Genomic DNA, 15,719 nt, shown 5'->3' with positions numbered 1-15,719 from the left:
CACCCGCCCCTCCACGGTACGCCCCAACTCCCGTTGCCCACAGCCCTGCCACCTCCCCCGGAAGCACACAGGCCCCACGGCTTCAGCGCCGGGGGCCTGGCATGAGGTACAGTGAGCGAGCATTCGGACACCGGATCAATCGGCGTCTTACGCGGGTGTAGTTTAATGGTAGAACATCAGCTTCCCAAGCTGAGAGCGCGAGTTCGATTCTCGTCACCCGCTCCACGAAGAAGGCCCAGGTCACAGACCCGGGCCTTTCTGCTTTCCATCGTGATCAGTTGTCGCGTGCCAGATCCCGCCCAAAGTCGCTACGCCGACCGCGTGGGCGACCCAGCCGGTGTCCGCACCTGTCGCTGGCATCGCGGCAGTCTCTGGGGAGGAAGCGATCGCAGACCCTCGAAAGCGTGGAGTGCAGCTCGCTCCGAGCCTGACATGAAGGGGGGCCGGACGGTCTCCCGTCCGGCCCCCACCCTGTGTTCTCGTTCGGGCAGCCCAGTCAGACTTCACGTCGTTCCGGTCCCGGCAGAGCCGGGATTGCCTCGCTTACTTCCTGACGGTGAAGTACTGCCAGGAGCTCCAGGTGTTGAGGTTGGTGTTGTCCTTGGTGCTGTGGGCGTATTCGGCGGCCATCCGGTATTTGCCGTTGATCGCGCCGCTGGTGAGGGTCAGCTTCAGGTATCCGGTGCTTGTGGAGCTCAGGGTGCGGCAGGAGGAGGTGGACTGGGTGTGCCAGGCGCCGCTGTAGTACTTCTGCAGCCGGAAGATCAGGCACTGGCGGGCCTTGTTGGGCGTGACCGCGGCGTTGAACTGGGCCTTCGCGGTGCGGTGGTAGACGCGGTAGCGGGTGCTGCCGTAGTAGGTGCTGGTGTAGTAGCCCGACTGCGACTCCGTCACCCTCGCATAGCCGTAGGCGGTCCTGGACGCCGTCGCCGGGGCGTACTCGAGGTCGCCGGAGAAGGCGGTGGTGAAGACGGTGTTCCGGGTGACCTTGTACGAGGCCGCCAGGTTGCCGTGGCTGTCCACCGTGCCCGTCTTGACCAGCGTCTTCGTACCGCCGTACGGCTGAGCGTAGATCGAGACGGTGCGGTTGCTGTACGTCGCGCCGAGGTGCGCAGTGACCGTCGCCGTCGCGCCGTACGCATACGAGGAGGCCTTGGTGGTCAGCGACAGGGCCGTGCTGAAGCGGACCGTCGGGACGGTCATCGAGGTGGTCGTGGACGCGGTGTTGCCGGTCCAGTCCGTCTCGGTGAGCCTGACCGTGTAGGTGCCGGGCTTGGCGTAGGTGTGGGTGTCCGTGGTGGCGGTGCCCTCGTCGACGGGCACGCTGCCGTCACCGAAGTCGATCTTGCGGTTGGTGATGGCCCACGCATCGGTCGAGGCGGAGGTGTCCGCCGTAACGGTCAGCGAGCCGATGGCAGAGGGAGGTGTGGTCAGCTTCAGCGCCGGTACCAACGGAGCGGGCTCGTTGACCAAGACGTAACCGATCCGGGGCACTAGCGTCCGGGTGGCGGTCGTGGCGATCACGCTCACCCTGTAGTAGCTGCCGTCGGCAGGCCGCGCGGTGTAGGTGTGCCGTGCGCTCGGCGTGGTGGTGACCACCGGTGCGCTGCCGTCACCGAAGTCAAAGGTGTAGGACTCCACCGGCGTGGACCACGGGTTCAGCTCCACGGCGGTCGCCGTGACCGGCAGCGGGTACGGCCCCTGATCCGGAGTGACCGTGACCGAGCTGATGTTGTACGGGTCCTGGAACTCGCCGGCGCCGCGATCCCGGAAAATGACGGTTCCCGCCCCCGTGTCCGCCACGAGCGGGTCGTCGACAGAGGTGTATCCGTACATGTCGGTGGGCAACTCGCCGGGAGCGTCGGCATCAGCCGAGTCACGGGCCGGACTAGTGTCCGACGACAAGTCTGGCTGCGCCACGAGGTCGTGGCCGCCCTGGCCGGTCGCCGCCAGCAGCGATTCAGGGTCGGCGTACGAGACTCCGGCCCAGTCGTACGGTGCGGCGCCGGACCCCGGCGGCTGGATCAGGTTGTAGTCACTGATGGTCTGCGGGGCCGAGTCCGACGAAATCGAGATCTTCGCGTGTGCTGCGGGGGCCGACGCACACAGTTTGTCGTCGCCGATGCCATCCGCCAGGATGTTGTTCTCGAGGGTGGAACCTGTCGAGGCGCCAGCCAGTGCGATCTGGGGAGTGCAGTCGCCGGAGATGCTGTTGCTGGTCACCACAGTGCCCGGCGCGTCCGTCGCAAGTACGGCGCTGCCCCCGTAGCCGCTGAGCCAGTTGGTCGTGATCACCGTACCGGTGACGCCGGGCGCGACAATGACCTCCTCCGCCGCGGAGCCGTGCATCTGGTTGCGGCTGACCGTAACGTCACTGCTCTGACCGGTGATCCTGATGCCGGGGGTTCGGCTCCCGGTGCCCTGGATGTCGATACTGGGGACCCGGTTCTGGTCGATCGTGATGCGGCTCGAATCGGTGACGACTACGTCCTCGGCATTGCTGGACATGGAGAAGCCGCGGATGACAACGTCGTGTGCTCCTGAGACCGTAAACGCGTGAGGGTCGCCATGGGCGAACGCCGCCCCCCTCTTGGCCGCAGTAAAGGTGATCGGCGCATCCGGGGTACCCGACCGTGTGATGTCCACCTCGCCCTTGTACGTACCGCCCGCGACCTCGACGGTCTGTCCCGGCTGTACGGCCGCCGCGGCGGTCTGCAGAGTGCAGTAGGGCTGATCCTGGGTGCCAGACCCGGCGTCTGAGCAGTTGGCCCGAGTTGCGTTGTTCACGTAAAGGGTGTCCGGGGCCGCGACGGCGGGCTGCACGCACACGGCCGTCCCGCCGGCCAGGGCAATGACAGTGAAGGCCGCCAATGGCCGTATTCGCACGAAGAACTCCAGAGCGCAGCGTTGATCATTACGGGTAGCGGGCACCCTACGCCCACGCACCGCAGCGCCACCACAAGCGCAGCCACTGACAACGATCTTGTACGTGGTTGACCGTTGAGCAGTGCGTGTCTGACTGCGTGACAACGCCGACGGACACCGGCGGACGAGCACGGACGTCTGCGGACCATCGCCGCAGGTGAGGAGCACACCGCCCCAAGGCGGCGCCCCCGTGCAACTTGCTTCGGGACGAAGAGGTCATCGTGCAAGGTGCCTTCGATACGTTTAGGCCGTCGTAGCTTGCTCCGGTCGACGGCCGACAGCGTGGCTTGGGCCGCTGGGTGCTCTGGCCCGCCGATGAACCCTGGCCCTCCTGCAGGCAATCAGGGCACTGGGCCTGGCCCAACGAGAAGACGCCGGCCGGGACGGTTCCTATGGTCCCGGTGGTCCAGCTCTTCGCGCGTGACGTACCCGAGCTGCCGTTCCCTGAAGGCATGGACGTACTCCAGCTGGTCTGGTGCCCGTTGATCCATCCTCACGACCAAGCGTGCGCCGCTCTTCCGAGGCTGTACTGGCGCAACGAGGCAGACGTGCTCACCACCGGCCGGCTCCAGGCGATACCCGCCCCCCAGGAAGGCGAGTACGAAGAAGAGTTCATGCCCAATCCGTGCACGGTGTCCCCCACCTCAGTGGTGGAGTACCCGAACTGGGACCTGCCACGGAAACTTCGTCAGACCTTGCAGCCCCGCATCGAGGAGCTGGAAGAGCGCTTCGGCATGGAGTACACCCAGTTGGCGTGTGCGCTGCAGAACAAGGTCGGCGGCTATCCGGCCTGGGACCAGCCACCGGACTGGCCATCTTGCGATAGCGGCCACCGTATGGAACATCTGCTCAGCGTCACGCCGGAGGAAGACCTGGAGATGGTCATGGGAGACCTCGGCGGCATCTACGTGTTCCTCTGCCGCCAGTGCCCCGAACTCCCCTACGCCCACCGCTACGACTGCTGAAGCACAACCATCGACGACAGGCGTGCCAAATCCGTGCCAGATCACGCGGGGAATGACGGGGAACACCGGGGAACCAGTCGACCGCCCACCACGCCTCGACACTGCTCACCCACAGGTCAGCCATGAAGCAATCCTGAATACCCGCAGCTTCCCAAGCCGAGAGCGCGAGTTCGATTCTCGTCGCCCGCTCCACGAAGAAGACCCAGGTCACAGACCCGGGCCTGTTTGCTGTCACTCACCGGGTCTCCCGGACGTGCCCGGCGGCGACGCGTGCTGCCGAAGTCCTCTTCGACGGGCGGGACTTCGATCCCGGAGAGCCTTGTCACAGTGTCCACGACCTGTGGGGAAAGGCACCTCAGGCGACGTCGTGGACGTTGTGCTCGAGCAGGTCGGACGCATGCCGCGCGATGGCGCGGTGGTCGGCGTCGTCGTGGAGGACGGCGAGGCCGTGGTGCGCGGTGGTGGCGGCGATGACGAGGTCCACCGCGGAGGCGCCGCGATGCTCCCCGGCCCGGGCCATACGGTGTTGCACCGCGCTGATCCAACGCCCCGCGTTCTTCGGCACCGCCACATCGGGAAAGAGGTCGTCGAACATCTCCGCGATCTCGTCGTACTCGCGGCCGTTCCTGGCGCTGCACAGGAACTCGGCTCGCTGCGGGTAACAGGATGCGACGGCCCCGGCGTCGATCGCGTCGTACCGGGCCACTTGCAGTTTCGGGTCCCGGAGCAGCCGGACCAGCGCGGACGTGTCGAGCAAGTAGATCACCTGCTGTGCTTCTCCGCCCTGTGCAGACGCTCGGCGTCCTCGACGGCGCCCCATTCACGCGCACGCTCGAAGTGACGGCTGATGCGCGCCGCACGTTCCTGCTGTTCCGCGTAGAAGTGCAGCGCGAGATCGACCGCCTCCTTCTTGGTCCTGACCTTGGCCAGAGCCATGGCCCGTTCCAGGGCGTCGTCATCGATGTCGATCTGGGTCACAGACATCGGCGCCTCCCGCGCAACGTTGGTGATGTACATAGAAAAATACGTCGCCAACATTGGCGCTGCCAGGTCGCCGGACCGGCCCTAGTCGCCCGAGAAGCCGAAGATTCCCAGGTGGGTGGGCTTGCCGTCGGAGTGGAGGACGACGTAGTAGCCGGTCCATCGCATCCGGCACTCGCCGAACAGGCTCCGCTCGTGCTCCTCGTGGCTCGCGGTCGCGCCGGCGGCGGCGGCGAGCCTCTCGTACTGCTCGACCGTGGGCCGGTCCGTGCCGAAGTGGTGGACCACGCGGTCGAGCGCCAGCGGGCGCAGGGTGCTGTAGTCGGAGGCACGGAGCTTCTTGGGCGGATCGTCCGTGGCGACGACCCTGTCGATGTCGAGGATCGTGTGGGTGCCCTCCTCCGCCATGAAGTCCTCGTCCGCGTACAGCTCCTCCAGGCTCCGGTACTCCGAGCCGTCGCCGTACTCCTCCTGGAAGACCCTGGCGTGCAGGGCCTCCAGGGCCGCCGCGGCATCCCCGTCGTACTCGGTCACGTAGTCCCACCCACTGGCACCCATCGAGCTCCCCTCCCTGCCGGTTGCGTACGGCCGGAACGGTAGTGGTGGGGACTGACAGCGCCCCTCGCCCCGCTCAGGGCAAGGACAGGTCATGCACAGGTAAAGTGCTATGCTCCGGCCACTCGCCTGGGGGGGTGCCCGAGCGTCATCCGCATCGCATGTCCGTGACCTGCGGTGCGACGGCCCGCGCACACGTCTCTCCACGCCTTCGCCTACCGTCCGGAGAGATCCCGCATGGGCAGACGTGCGCTCGCACGAGGCGCCACCGCCGTCGCTGTTTCCTTCACCCTGGCCGTCGGCCTCGACGTGCTGGCCCTGGGCGGCGCGCACGCGGCGCCGGTCACCGGAGAGGTGGTCGTGCCGGCCACCACGTCCCCGGTCCCGCGGACGGGTCTGCTGAGCGCGGGGCCCTCGGGATTCCTCCGGTACGAGGAGGGCCGCGGCCAGCTGTGGACGACGTACGACGGGGTCGACACGGTCGTCGACGCCTCGGGCACGGACGCGTACGGCGTCACGAGCGCCGGCGCCGGTTCGGACGTCGTCGCGCACTTCGACAGCTCCGCCAGGGTCGTGACGCTGCGGAACATGACGTCCGGTCAGACCGGTACGGTCGCGCTGCCCGACGGGCACTTCTACTTCAGCACGCTCGGGTCGACGGTCGTCACCACGACGGGGACCCCGGGCGACTCCCAGTGGCACCTGCTGGACGCCCGGGACGACGGCTCCGTCTCGGACCGCCCGGTGGAGGGCGTGCCCTCCGGCGTCTACACGCAGTCCGCCGCCGGGCTGGGCGACGCGCGCGGACAGGTGGTGCAGTACCGCAAGGGCGACGACTACGTCACCGGGTGGCTCGACCTCGAGCAGGCGCGCTTCACCGCCCTGCCGTACACCGTGCAGGCGTGGTACCACCTGGTCGCGCTCAGCCCCACCCACCTGGTGTGGTACTACGACGGCACCCTGTACGTCGCCTCCCGCCAGAACCCGGCCGCCGCCCTGCGGAAGGTCGCGGTCGGCGACATCATGCAGGTGCTGGGCATGGTCGGCGACAACGTGATCGTGTCCCGGTACGACTCCTCCCTGGGCCGGCGGGACACCTATCGCGCGGTCTCGCGCGTCGAGGCCGTCCCGCTCGACGGCTCGGCACCGCGGACGCTGCTGGCCCGGACGTCACGGCAGGCCGTGGCCACTCCGGACGGCGGGCTCCTGGTGGCGGGCGGCGCCGACCCGGACCACTGGGGCGTCTCCCTCGTCGAGGCCGCCGCGGGCGGCGGGGTCACCGTGCGCCGGATCGCGGACGCGTACCCCCGGCAGGCCGCCCACACGGTCTCCCGTCTGACGCTCGCGCAGGGCCGGCTGACGACCGTCGAGCAGGACCCCGTGGGTGACTGGACGTATCTGCGCACCCGGGAGACCGGCGTGGCCGACTCCCCCACGGCGGGGGCCGCCGTCACCCGCGGCCGCATCGTGACGGAGAACTACACGGCGGGCCGTCCGTATGTCCTCGACACCGGCGACGGCCGGACGGTCCTCCACGGCTTCGGCACGGAGCCCGGCGACCAGCCCCAGCTCCTCCGGGCGGGCCGGTCGCTGCCCGGCACCCGGATCGACGGCTCCCGCACCTATCAGACCGCGGTCGCGGCGGAGGGCCGCTTCGCCGCCCTGACCAGGCCGTACGACAGCACGGGCAAGGCGGAGACCCGGGTCGTCGACGTCGACTCCGGGCGCACGGTGTTCACGACGACGGAAGGTGTGGCGGCGATCTGGGGCACCACCGTGTGGGTGATGTCCGGCCATGACGGAGTGGACGCGTACGACCTGCTCACCGGCAAGCAGGGCGAGTCCGTGTGGTTCGGGCGCGGCTGTCTGCTGAACGACTTCCAGGCGGTCGGCCGGTGGCTGCTGTGGAACTGCGTCCGCGACTCGGAGGGCACGGGGGTCTACGACACCGTCACCAAGCGGAACCTGAAGCTCGCGGACGGCTCGTTCCCGGCACCGGCGCAGCTCGGCGACGGCTTCGTCGCGACGGCCGAGGCCGGTCAGCTCAAGGTGATCGACGTGCGCGGCGGGACGCCCGTGACGCACACCGCGGGGGCCTTCGAGGGCAACGCCTGGGACGTCGACCCGTACACCGGGGTGATCGCCCAGCTCCGGTCCGACAACTCCGTCCGGCTGACCGCGAGCGACGTCCCCGTCTCGGCCCTGGTCCAGCGGGACGCCACCGTCGCCGCCTCGGTGGACGTCAAGGGCGGCGCCGTGTCGTGGAGCCCGAAGTGGTGGCTGAACAAGCCCGCGGCCTCCTGGACCCTGGTGATCGCCGACCGGGCCGGCAGGGCCGTGCGCACGCTCTCCGGCGGCCTGGCACCCGGTGTGGTGAGCCCCGCCTGGAACGGCAAGGACGGCTCGGGCCGGCTGGTGGCGAACGGCTCCTACACCTGGAAGCTGACCGTCACCCCCGCGGACGGGCAGGGCGCGGCGCTGACCAGGACCGGCTCGGTCAAGGTCACCGGCGCCGCCGCGGTCCACCGCGACTTCGTCGGGTCGGACGGCTTCGGCGAGCTGCTGACGCTGAACGGCTCGGGCGGGCTGACGTACCAGTACGGCACGGGGAAGGGCACGTTCACCGGGAAGCTGACGGGCTCCGGGTGGCCGACGACCGTGAAGGCGGTGCCCTTCGGCGACCTGAACGGCGACCGCTGCAACGACGTGCTGGTGCGGTTCAGCAGCGGAGCCCTGCGCGCCTACCGGCCCGCGTGCGGGTCGGCGCCGACGCCCGCCACCGCGTACACCTCGCTGGGCACGGGCTGGAACCAGTACGACGTGCTGACCTCGCCCGGGGACCTCAGCGGTGACGGCCGGGCCGACCTGATCGCCCGCCAGGCCTCCACCGGCGACCTCTACCTGTACACGGCGACCAGCACGGGCAAGCTCGCCGCCCGGGTGAAGATCGGGTCCAAGTGGACGGCCTACAAGAAGATCGTGGGCGCGGGCGACCTCGACGGCGACGGCCGCGGCGACCTGCTGGCGCAGGACAGGTCGAACGACGTGTGGCGCTACGACGGCACCGGGACCGGCAGGCTCGAGAGCCGGGTGAAGGTCTTCGACAACTGGGGCTCGTCGTACAACGTGATCGTGGGCGTCGGCGACATCACCGGGGACGGCCGCGCCGACCTCGTCGCCCGCGACACCTCCGGCGCCCTCTGGCGCAACAGCGGCAACGGCAAGGGCTCCTTCGGCGGCCGTACGCGGATCGCCACCGGCTGGCAGGGGTACAAGGGCCTGTTCTGAGCCGGCTCTTCCCCGCACCGCCCCGACGGGCCCGGACGCCCTGTGCGTCCGGGCCCGTTCCCTGTCCTGGGGCGGTTCGGCCGTGGCTCAGCCCGAGCAGTTCGGGACGGGGACGTCGCTGCCCGCGCAGTTGGTGGGGGCGTTGCCGCGGACCCGGGAGTTGATCAGGTTGACGATGCCGCCGGTGTTGAGGACACCGCCGGGGGCGAGGGTGGACGAGTTGTTGTTGACGTTGCTGTTGGTGATGGTCGTCGAACTGGTGCCGAAGGAAGCGGTGAAGTTGGCGACGCCTCCGGCCCGTCCTGCGGTGTTCTCGTTGACGTTGGTCCGCACGATGCGCAGGGTGCCGTCGTTGGCCGCGCCGCCGCCGACGGCGCCGGCGTGGTTGTCGATGATGCGGCTGTCGGTGATGGTCATGTCGCCGTCGTTGGCGACGCCGCCACCGTTCACGTTGGCCATGTTGTCCATGATGTTGGTCCGCTGGATCACGGTGACGGACCCGGAGCCGCCGCCGATCCCGCCCGAGAAGTTGGCACGGTTGTCGCGGATGGCGCTGCCGGTGACGGTCAGCCGGCCGTGGTTCGCGATGCCGCCGCCGAAGTCGGGCGCGGCGCCGTTGGTGATGGTGGCGTCGCTCAGCATGAGATTGCCGCTGGTGCCGACGGAGAGAATGCCGAAACCGGCCGCGGAGTCGCGGGTGATGGTGCTGTTGCGGGCGTTGATGACGATCGTGTTGGTGATCTCCGGCAGGGGCGCGGTGAGCGCGTAGGTGCAGCCCGGCGACAGCACCAGGGTTCCGCCTCCCACGTTGGCGGCGGTGATGGCGGCGGCCAGGGCGCTCTCACTGCACGGGACATTGGGCTTCGGCGCGGTGGGGGCGGCCGTGGCCGGTACGGCGGGGGAGGCGGTGGCCAGCAGTGTGGCCGCCGCTCCGGCACACAGCGCCTGCGCTACACGTGCCGACGGCTTGCGGATGGACATGAACAGGTGGCTCCTTCGGAAGTCCCGCATCTCACGGGGCGCTCCCGGCGCCGAGTTCGACGGCGCCGTGGCTGGCTCGGGGGGCAGGGCCGATGCTGCCCCCGCCGACACCCGCGGCAGCGGATTCGGGCGCGTGGTCCCCTCGGACGGTGCAGCCGTTTCCACCCGACGGCCGATGCCCGATGACCGGTGGCTGACGACCGACGACGGCCGAGGTGAGCAGCCGGTACCCGCCGGCCGTACAACGTGGCACGGCGACCCGTTCCCCCTCGGCGCGGCACGGCGACCCGGCCCGGTTGTCCGCGAACTCCCCCGGGATTGTCCGTGATCGGTAACGGACGGATCCTCTGGCCGGCTTTCTTCGTCCTGCCAAGTGGTCGCACGGCGACCGGGGATCCGACGAGGCACTGGGCGAAAGCGGGGCGGACATGGCACGGCACGGCGGGGTGCGCGGCTGGTACGGCAAGATGATCGGGGCGGCACTCGGGGTGACGATGTTCGCCGTCGGTGCCTCGCTGTGGACCGCGCAGGCCGACGCCGTGCACGACCCCTCGTCGAAGGCGACCGCCTCGGCGACGCCGAGCGATGCCGTCAAGTCGGTCGCGATCACCATCGCGCACGCCTCGGACAAGGGCGCGCACGGCGTCAACATCACCATCGACGACGGCCCCGACCCCGTGTGGACGCCCCAAGTGCTCGACGTGCTGCGGGAGTACGGGGTGAAGGCCACGTTCTGCATGGTGGGGACGCAGGCGCAGGCCCACCCGGACCTGGTGAAGAAGGTGGTCGCGGCCGGGCACCGGCTGTGCGACCACACGGTGTCGCACGACACCTCCATGGACAAGAAGCCCTTCGCCTACCAGTCCCAGCAGATACTCGACGCCGAACGCATGATCACCGAGGCGTCCGGGGGCGTCCGGCCGATGTACTACCGCGCCCCCGGCGGCGCCTTCACCCCCGACAGCCGCAAGCTCGCCGCTTCCCGGGGCATGCGCCCGCTGGGCTGGAACGTGGACACCAAGGACTTCGAGCAGCCGGGCGCGGACGCCATCGTCGCCACCGTCCAGCGGGAGCTCCCCAACGGGCCGACGATCCTCTTCCACGACGCGGGCGGCGACCGCGCCCAGACCGTCGAAGCCCTGCGCCGCGTCCTGCCCTGGCTCAAGGAGCAGGGCTACTCCTTCGGCTTCCCGGTGCGCTGAACCACCGCCGGGTGCCGGACGGATCCAAGGGGGCGAGCCGCCGGCTCGCCCCCTTCCCCGTCTCCGCTGTCAGGCGGCCGGGGCGACGACCACCTCGGCCGTGTTGTTGTCGGTGTTCGGGTCGAAGGGCAGGGACGTGCCGTAGTACGGCTGGACGACGACGCGGCCCGTCGCGCCGGGGACGACCCGGTCGATGCGCAGCTCGAACGGGAAGGTGACGTCCAGGCCCGGCTGGGTCCAGATGGGGAGGGTGCAGGCGTAGTGGGTGCCGGCCGGGTCGTCGCCGGACGGCCGGCCGTTGCGGCAGGCCCCGGGCACGGACGTGGCGGTGGTGCCCTCCGGCAGGTAGAAGTGGACCACGGCGACCGGGTCGCCGGAGCTGACGTTGCCGACCCAGGCCGGGCCCAGGTCGGCGAAGCCGACCGTCGCGGTGACGGTGTCGCCGGCCGCGCCGCTCACCACGGTGCCGCGCGCGGCGAAGTCGGCGGTGTTGTCGACGGCGATGTTCCAGGACCGGTAGTTGTCCGAGGTGTCGAGGTCGCCGGCGCCGTCGCCGGGCTCGACCGCGTAGTCGAACCGCTCGGTCAGCGCGCGGTCGGTGACGGCGAGCCGCAGCGGCTCCGGCAGCTCCACGGTCGCGCCGGGCGCGACGTCGGTGTCGAAGGAGCAGGTCGCGCGCGTCATGGGCGGGGCCTCACCACTGACGTCGGGCTCGGTGTAGGCGCACTGCGGGTAGCGGGTGACGACGTCGAGGCCGTACGTCGCCCACAGCCGCACGCTGAAGCCGTGGGCGGTCTCGTCGCCGGTGTTGGTGACGGAGAACGGCACGGTGAGCTCGGTGCCGGGTGCGACGCCGGTGGTGTTCCTCGGGGCGTCGAAGCCGAGGTCCGGTCCCGAGCCGACGGTGACGGAGGTCGTGAGACCCCACGGGCGGGCGAGTGCGCCGTCGGGTCCCCCGGTGGCCTCCGCGGAGTACCCGATCGTCCCCTGCGCTCCCAGGGCGGCGCCGGCGACGGCCCGCACCTTCAGCGACAGCTGGGTGTCGGGGCGGGTGGGCACGTCCCCGATGTCGCACACGGCGACCGTGCCCGCCTCGTCCGGGACGCAGTTGTCGGGCCAGGCCACCTCGGCGACCCCGGCGAGCCCGGAGACGTCGACGCTCACCCGCCCGTCGGTCACGGCGAAGTTGCCGTTGTCGTGGTACAGGCCGAGCTCGAGCGACCGGTACCGCGCCGTACCGTCCTGCGGGGCGACGGTGACCGCGTGCTCGTACGGCGCCTCGATCCACAACTGGTCCGTCTGTTGCGGCTCGTCGTCGGCGAAGGCGGCCCCGCTCCCGAGCCCGGCCGCGACCAACACGCCCACCACACCGGCCCGGACCCCGCGGCGCAGCACGCGCCCGGCGGAGACAGAACTCATGACATCTCCCGTCTTAGACAGCAATGATTCCGGCAACTACCTTGTGCCGAACGGGAGTTGGACGATCTGTCGTGAGGAAGGGTTGTAGGTGGGCGCGTGCGGCGAGTGTGTTCCCGCTCTCTTCTCGATCAAGCGGTTACGAGGATCCTCAGGGGCCGAGCGTGCAGTTGTGCCAGGCCTTGGCCAGGGCCTTCGGGATCTCCGGGATGTCGCCGCAGCCGTGCGCGCTCCTGGGGAAGCCGTCGGTGGCGAGGTAGGCCCAGCCGCCTCCGGCGGCGACGCGGAAGTACTTGGTGGCGCTGCCCTCGTCCTGGAGGTTGACGAGTTCGGCGTCGGTGGCCCCGGCGGTGGGCTGGAAGCCGGTGGCGGCGTAGCGGACGGAACCGCACTGGCCGTAGAAGAACTGCCCGGGCTCCGGCTCCAGATGGGTGAGGACGGGCACGGTGCGCCGGTAGGCCGCCGTCACGGCGGACTTCACCTCGGCACCCGCCGCCAGGTTGCGGCAGCCGGCGAAGGCGGGGGCCGTGACCTTGGCCGGGACGGCGGGAGCGGTCGTCGGCTCGGTGGTGGACGCGGCCGGTGCGGTGGACGCGGCCGGCGCGGTGGGCGCGGCGGCGGAGTCGGACGGGGCACCGGCGGCCGGGGCGCCCGAGGCGGTGGCCGTCGTGGCCGAGGCGTGCGGGGCGGACGAGTCGGCGGCACCGGAGTCCGACGCCCCCTGACACGCTGTCAGCAGCAGGAGGCCCCCCAACAGCGCTGCCACCGGTATGCCTCTGGGAGCGGGCATGGCGAATCCCTTCTTCGACCGAAGAACATCGTGGTCACGACCTGGGTGACCGGGATGTGCGGCGGGCGCGTGACGGACCGCCGACCTGCCCCCTACGACCACCGGGGGCGGCCCGGTGGTTGCATGAGCCGCCCCTCGGAACCGTCTCGGTTTCACATACGCGGCCGGCCGCCGCGGTCAGCCGCCGACGTACGCGGAAAGGTGCTCGCCGGTGAGGGTGGAGCGGGCGGCGACGAGGTCGGCCGGGGTTCCCTCGAAGACGATCCGGCCCCCGTCGTGGCCCGCGCCGGGGCCGAGGTCGATGATCCAGTCCGCGTGCGCCATGACCGCCTGGTGGTGCTCGACGACGATGACCGACTTGCCGGAGTCCACGAGCCGGTCGAGCAGGCCGAGCAGATGCTCGACGTCGGCGAGGTGGAGGCCCGCGGTCGGCTCGTCGAGGACGTAGACACCGCCCTTGTCGGCCATGTGGGTGGCCAGCTTCAGCCGCTGGCGCTCGCCGCCGGACAGCGTGGTCAGCGGCTGGCCGAGGCTGAGATAACCGAGGCCGACGTCGGCGAGCCGGCCGAGGATGCGGTGCGCCGCCGGGGTCTTCGCCTCGCCCTCGCCGAAGAACTCCTCGGCCTCCGTCACGGACATCGCGAGCACCTCGCTGATGTCCCGGCCGCCGAGGCGGTACTCCAGCACCGCCGCCTGGAACCGCCTGCCCTCGCACTCCTCGCAGAGGGTGGCGACCCCGGCCATCATCGCCAGGTCGGTGAAGACGACGCCGGCCCCGTTGCAGGTGGGGCAGGCGCCCTCGGAGTTGGCGCTGAACAGGGCCGGCTTGACGCCGTTGGCCGTGGCGAACGCCTTGCGGATCGGGTCGAGCAGTCCGGTGTACGTCGCCGGGTTGCTGCGCCGGGAGCCGCGTACCGGCGCCTGGTCCACCGACACCACGCCCTCGGAGGCGGGGACCGAGCCGTGGATCAGCGAGCTCTTGCCGGAACCGGCGACACCCGTGACCACGCACAGCACCCCGAGCGGGATGTCGACGTCGACGTCGCGCAGGTTGTGCGCCGAGGCGCCGCGGATCTCCAGCGCGCCGGTGGGCTTGCGCACCGTCTTCTTGAGGGAGGCCCGGTCGCCGAAGTGCCGTCCGGTGATGGTGCCGCCGGAGCGCAGCCCCTCGACGGTGCCCTCGAAGCAGACGGTGCCGCCCGCCGTGCCGGCGCCGGGGCCGAGGTCGACGACATGGTCGGCGATCGCGATCGTCTCGGGCTTGTGCTCCACGACGAGCACCGTGTTGCCCTTGTCCCGCAGCCTCAGCAGCAGGCCGTTCATCCGCTGGATGTCATGGGGGTGCAGACCGATGGTGGGCTCGTCGAAGACGTAGGTGACGTCGGTGAGCGAGGAGCCGAGGTGGCGGATCATCTTGACGCGCTGCGCCTCGCCGCCGGACAGGGTGCCCGAGGGCCGCTCCAGCGAGAGGTAGCCGAGGCCGATCTCCACGAAGGAGTCGAGGGTCTGCTGCAAGGACGCCAGCAGCGGTGCCACCGACGGCTCGTCCAGGCCCCGCACCCACTCGGCGAGGTCGCTGATCTGCATCGCGCAGGCGTCGGCGATGCTGACGCCCCCGATCTTCGACGACCGGGCCGCCTCGGTGAGCCGGGTGCCCTCGCAGTCGGGGCAGGCGGTGAAGGTGACCGCGCGCTCCACGAACGCCCGGATGTGCGGCTGCATCGCCTCCTTGTCCTTGCTCAGCATCGACTTCTGGACCCGCGGGATCAGCCCCTCGTAGGTCATGTTGATGCCCGCGATCTTCATCCGGGTCGGTTCGAGGTACAGGAAGGCGTGCAGTTCCTTCTTGGTGTACTTGCGGATCGGCTTGTCCGGGTCGACGAGGCCCGACTCGGTGTAGAGCCGGTAGTTCCAGCCGCCCGTCTTGTAGCCGGGGACGGTGAGCGCGCCCTCGTTGAGCGACTTGGAGTCGTCGTAGAGCTGGGTGAGGTCGAGGTCGGTGACCGAGCCGCGGCCCTCGCAGCGCGGGCACATCCCGCCGGTGATGCTGAAGGAGCGGCGCTCCTTCACGGTCTGCCCGGCGCGCTCCAGGGTGACCGCGCCCGCGCCGCTGATCGAGGCGACGTTGAAGGAGTACGCCTTGGGCGAGCCGATGTGCGGCCGGCCGAGCCGGCTGAAGAGGATGCGCAGCATGGCGTTGGCGTCGGTGGCGGTGCCGACCGTGGAGCGCAGGTCGGAGCCCATCCGCTGCTGGTCGACGATGATCGCGGTGGTCAGTCCGTCGAGGACGTCGACCTCGGGCCGCGCCAGGGTCGGCATGAAGCCCTGCACGAAGGCGCTGTAGGTCTCGTTGATCAGCCGCTGCGACTCCGCGGCGATCGTGTCGAACACCAGGGAGCTCTTGCCGGAGCCGGAGACACCGGTGAACACCGTCAGTCGGCGCTTCGGGAGCTCGACGCTGACGTCCTTGAGGTTGTTCTCGCGCGCTCCGTGCACGCGGATCAGATCGTGGCTGTCGGCGCCGTGCGGCGCGGACGACTGCGCGTCCGTCCTCCTGGCCATGCTCGTCCTCTCTCCATATTGTCGTGCGGGCCGTCTTCGCGGTCTCCCTGTCTA

General features: G+C 70.2%; 11 protein-coding genes and 1 tRNA gene. 4 read left to right on the top strand and 8 right to left on the bottom strand.

Annotation, left to right across the window (positions count from 1 at the left end; genetic code table 11):
* The first annotated feature begins 151 nt into the window (after window positions 1–151).
* Window positions 152–225, top strand: a tRNA-Gly gene (locus ACZ60B_RS04185).
* Between the two features lie 318 nt (window positions 226–543).
* On the opposite strand, the gene ACZ60B_RS04180 is transcribed toward ACZ60B_RS04185, so the two are convergent.
* Window positions 544–2,646 carry a PKD domain-containing protein gene (locus tag ACZ60B_RS04180; protein ID WP_469384098.1) on the bottom strand — a complete coding sequence of 701 codons (2,103 nt, stop codon included), beginning with the start codon at window positions 2,644–2,646 and terminating at the stop codon, window positions 544–546.
* A 671-nt stretch (window positions 2,647–3,317) separates the two neighbouring features.
* Here ACZ60B_RS04180 and ACZ60B_RS04175 point away from each other — a divergent pair.
* Window positions 3,318–3,890: a DUF1963 domain-containing protein gene (locus ACZ60B_RS04175; protein ID WP_469383989.1), complete on the top strand. Its 573-nt coding sequence runs from the start codon at window positions 3,318–3,320 to the stop codon at window positions 3,888–3,890.
* Between the two features lie 355 nt (window positions 3,891–4,245).
* On the opposite strand, the gene ACZ60B_RS04170 is transcribed toward ACZ60B_RS04175, so the two are convergent.
* From ACZ60B_RS04170 to ACZ60B_RS04160, 3 genes are all read right to left on the bottom strand, one after another.
* Complete coding sequence (locus ACZ60B_RS04170) at window positions 4,246–4,656, bottom strand: PIN domain-containing protein (protein WP_469383987.1); 411 nt, start codon at window positions 4,654–4,656, stop codon at window positions 4,246–4,248.
* A complete protein-coding gene (locus ACZ60B_RS04165) occupies window positions 4,653–4,874 on the bottom strand; it encodes a type II toxin-antitoxin system VapB family antitoxin (protein WP_225808576.1) in 222 nt (73 codons plus the stop codon). Before ACZ60B_RS04165 ends, ACZ60B_RS04170 begins: the two co-directional genes overlap by 4 nt.
* Before the next feature lie 81 nt (window positions 4,875–4,955).
* Window positions 4,956–5,429, bottom strand: coding sequence for a hypothetical protein (locus ACZ60B_RS04160; RefSeq protein WP_469383985.1), 474 nt, complete (start codon window positions 5,427–5,429; stop codon window positions 4,956–4,958).
* Window positions 5,430–5,663: 234 nt separating this feature from the next.
* Between ACZ60B_RS04160 and ACZ60B_RS04155 the strand changes: the two genes are divergently transcribed.
* The gene (locus ACZ60B_RS04155) at window positions 5,664–8,714 is read left to right on the top strand and encodes an FG-GAP-like repeat-containing protein (protein ID WP_469383983.1); all 3,051 of its coding nucleotides are present in this window, start codon (window positions 5,664–5,666) and stop codon (window positions 8,712–8,714) included.
* 87 nt (window positions 8,715–8,801) lie between these two features.
* On the opposite strand, the gene ACZ60B_RS04150 is transcribed toward ACZ60B_RS04155, so the two are convergent.
* Window positions 8,802–9,695, bottom strand: coding sequence for a hypothetical protein (locus ACZ60B_RS04150; RefSeq protein ID WP_469383981.1), 894 nt, complete (start codon window positions 9,693–9,695; stop codon window positions 8,802–8,804).
* A gap of 428 nt (window positions 9,696–10,123) precedes the next feature.
* On the opposite strand from ACZ60B_RS04150, the gene ACZ60B_RS04145 reads away from it, so the two are divergent.
* Entirely contained in the window at window positions 10,124–10,897 is a 774-nt protein-coding gene (locus ACZ60B_RS04145; protein ID WP_469383979.1) for a polysaccharide deacetylase family protein, read from the top strand.
* Window positions 10,898–10,966: 69 nt separating this feature from the next.
* Here ACZ60B_RS04145 and ACZ60B_RS04140 read toward each other — a convergent pair whose 3' ends face one another.
* The 3 genes from ACZ60B_RS04140 to ACZ60B_RS04130 all read right to left on the bottom strand — a co-directional run bounded on the left by ACZ60B_RS04140 (window position 10,967) and on the right by ACZ60B_RS04130 (window position 15,665).
* Window positions 10,967–12,316: a COG1361 family protein gene (locus ACZ60B_RS04140; protein ID WP_469383977.1), complete on the bottom strand. Its 1,350-nt coding sequence runs from the start codon at window positions 12,314–12,316 to the stop codon at window positions 10,967–10,969.
* A gap of 148 nt (window positions 12,317–12,464) precedes the next feature.
* Window positions 12,465–13,103, bottom strand: coding sequence for a hypothetical protein (locus tag ACZ60B_RS04135; RefSeq protein ID WP_469383975.1), 639 nt, complete (start codon window positions 13,101–13,103; stop codon window positions 12,465–12,467).
* 177 nt (window positions 13,104–13,280) lie between these two features.
* Complete coding sequence (locus ACZ60B_RS04130; RefSeq protein WP_469383972.1) at window positions 13,281–15,665, bottom strand: ATP-binding cassette domain-containing protein; 2,385 nt, start codon at window positions 15,663–15,665, stop codon at window positions 13,281–13,283.
* Between the last annotated feature and the right edge of the window lie 54 nt (window positions 15,666–15,719).

Source organism: Streptomyces sp. NPDC104096 (assembly GCF_055584385.1).
This window is presented reverse-complemented; position numbering and strand designations above follow the sequence as displayed.

What these genes read in the sequence shown, in the direction of transcription:
- ACZ60B_RS04175 (WP_469383989.1), top strand. Translation starts at nt 3,318, where the DNA reads ATGGTCCCGGTGGTCCAGCTCTTCGCGCGTGACGTACCCGAGCTGCCG.
- ACZ60B_RS04165 (WP_225808576.1), bottom strand. Translation starts at nt 4,874, where the DNA reads ATGTCTGTGACCCAGATCGACATCGATGACGACGCCCTGGAACGGGCC.
- ACZ60B_RS04160 (WP_469383985.1), bottom strand. Translation starts at nt 5,429, where the DNA reads ATGGGTGCCAGTGGGTGGGACTACGTGACCGAGTACGACGGGGATGCC.
- ACZ60B_RS04155 (WP_469383983.1), top strand. Translation starts at nt 5,664, where the DNA reads ATGGGCAGACGTGCGCTCGCACGAGGCGCCACCGCCGTCGCTGTTTCC.
- ACZ60B_RS04150 (WP_469383981.1), bottom strand. Translation starts at nt 9,695, where the DNA reads ATGTCCATCCGCAAGCCGTCGGCACGTGTAGCGCAGGCGCTGTGTGCC.
- ACZ60B_RS04145 (WP_469383979.1), top strand. Translation starts at nt 10,124, where the DNA reads ATGGCACGGCACGGCGGGGTGCGCGGCTGGTACGGCAAGATGATCGGG.
- ACZ60B_RS04140 (WP_469383977.1), bottom strand. Translation starts at nt 12,316, where the DNA reads ATGAGTTCTGTCTCCGCCGGGCGCGTGCTGCGCCGCGGGGTCCGGGCC.
- ACZ60B_RS04135 (WP_469383975.1), bottom strand. Translation starts at nt 13,103, where the DNA reads ATGCCCGCTCCCAGAGGCATACCGGTGGCAGCGCTGTTGGGGGGCCTC.
- ACZ60B_RS04130 (WP_469383972.1), bottom strand. Translation starts at nt 15,665, where the DNA reads ATGGCCAGGAGGACGGACGCGCAGTCGTCCGCGCCGCACGGCGCCGAC.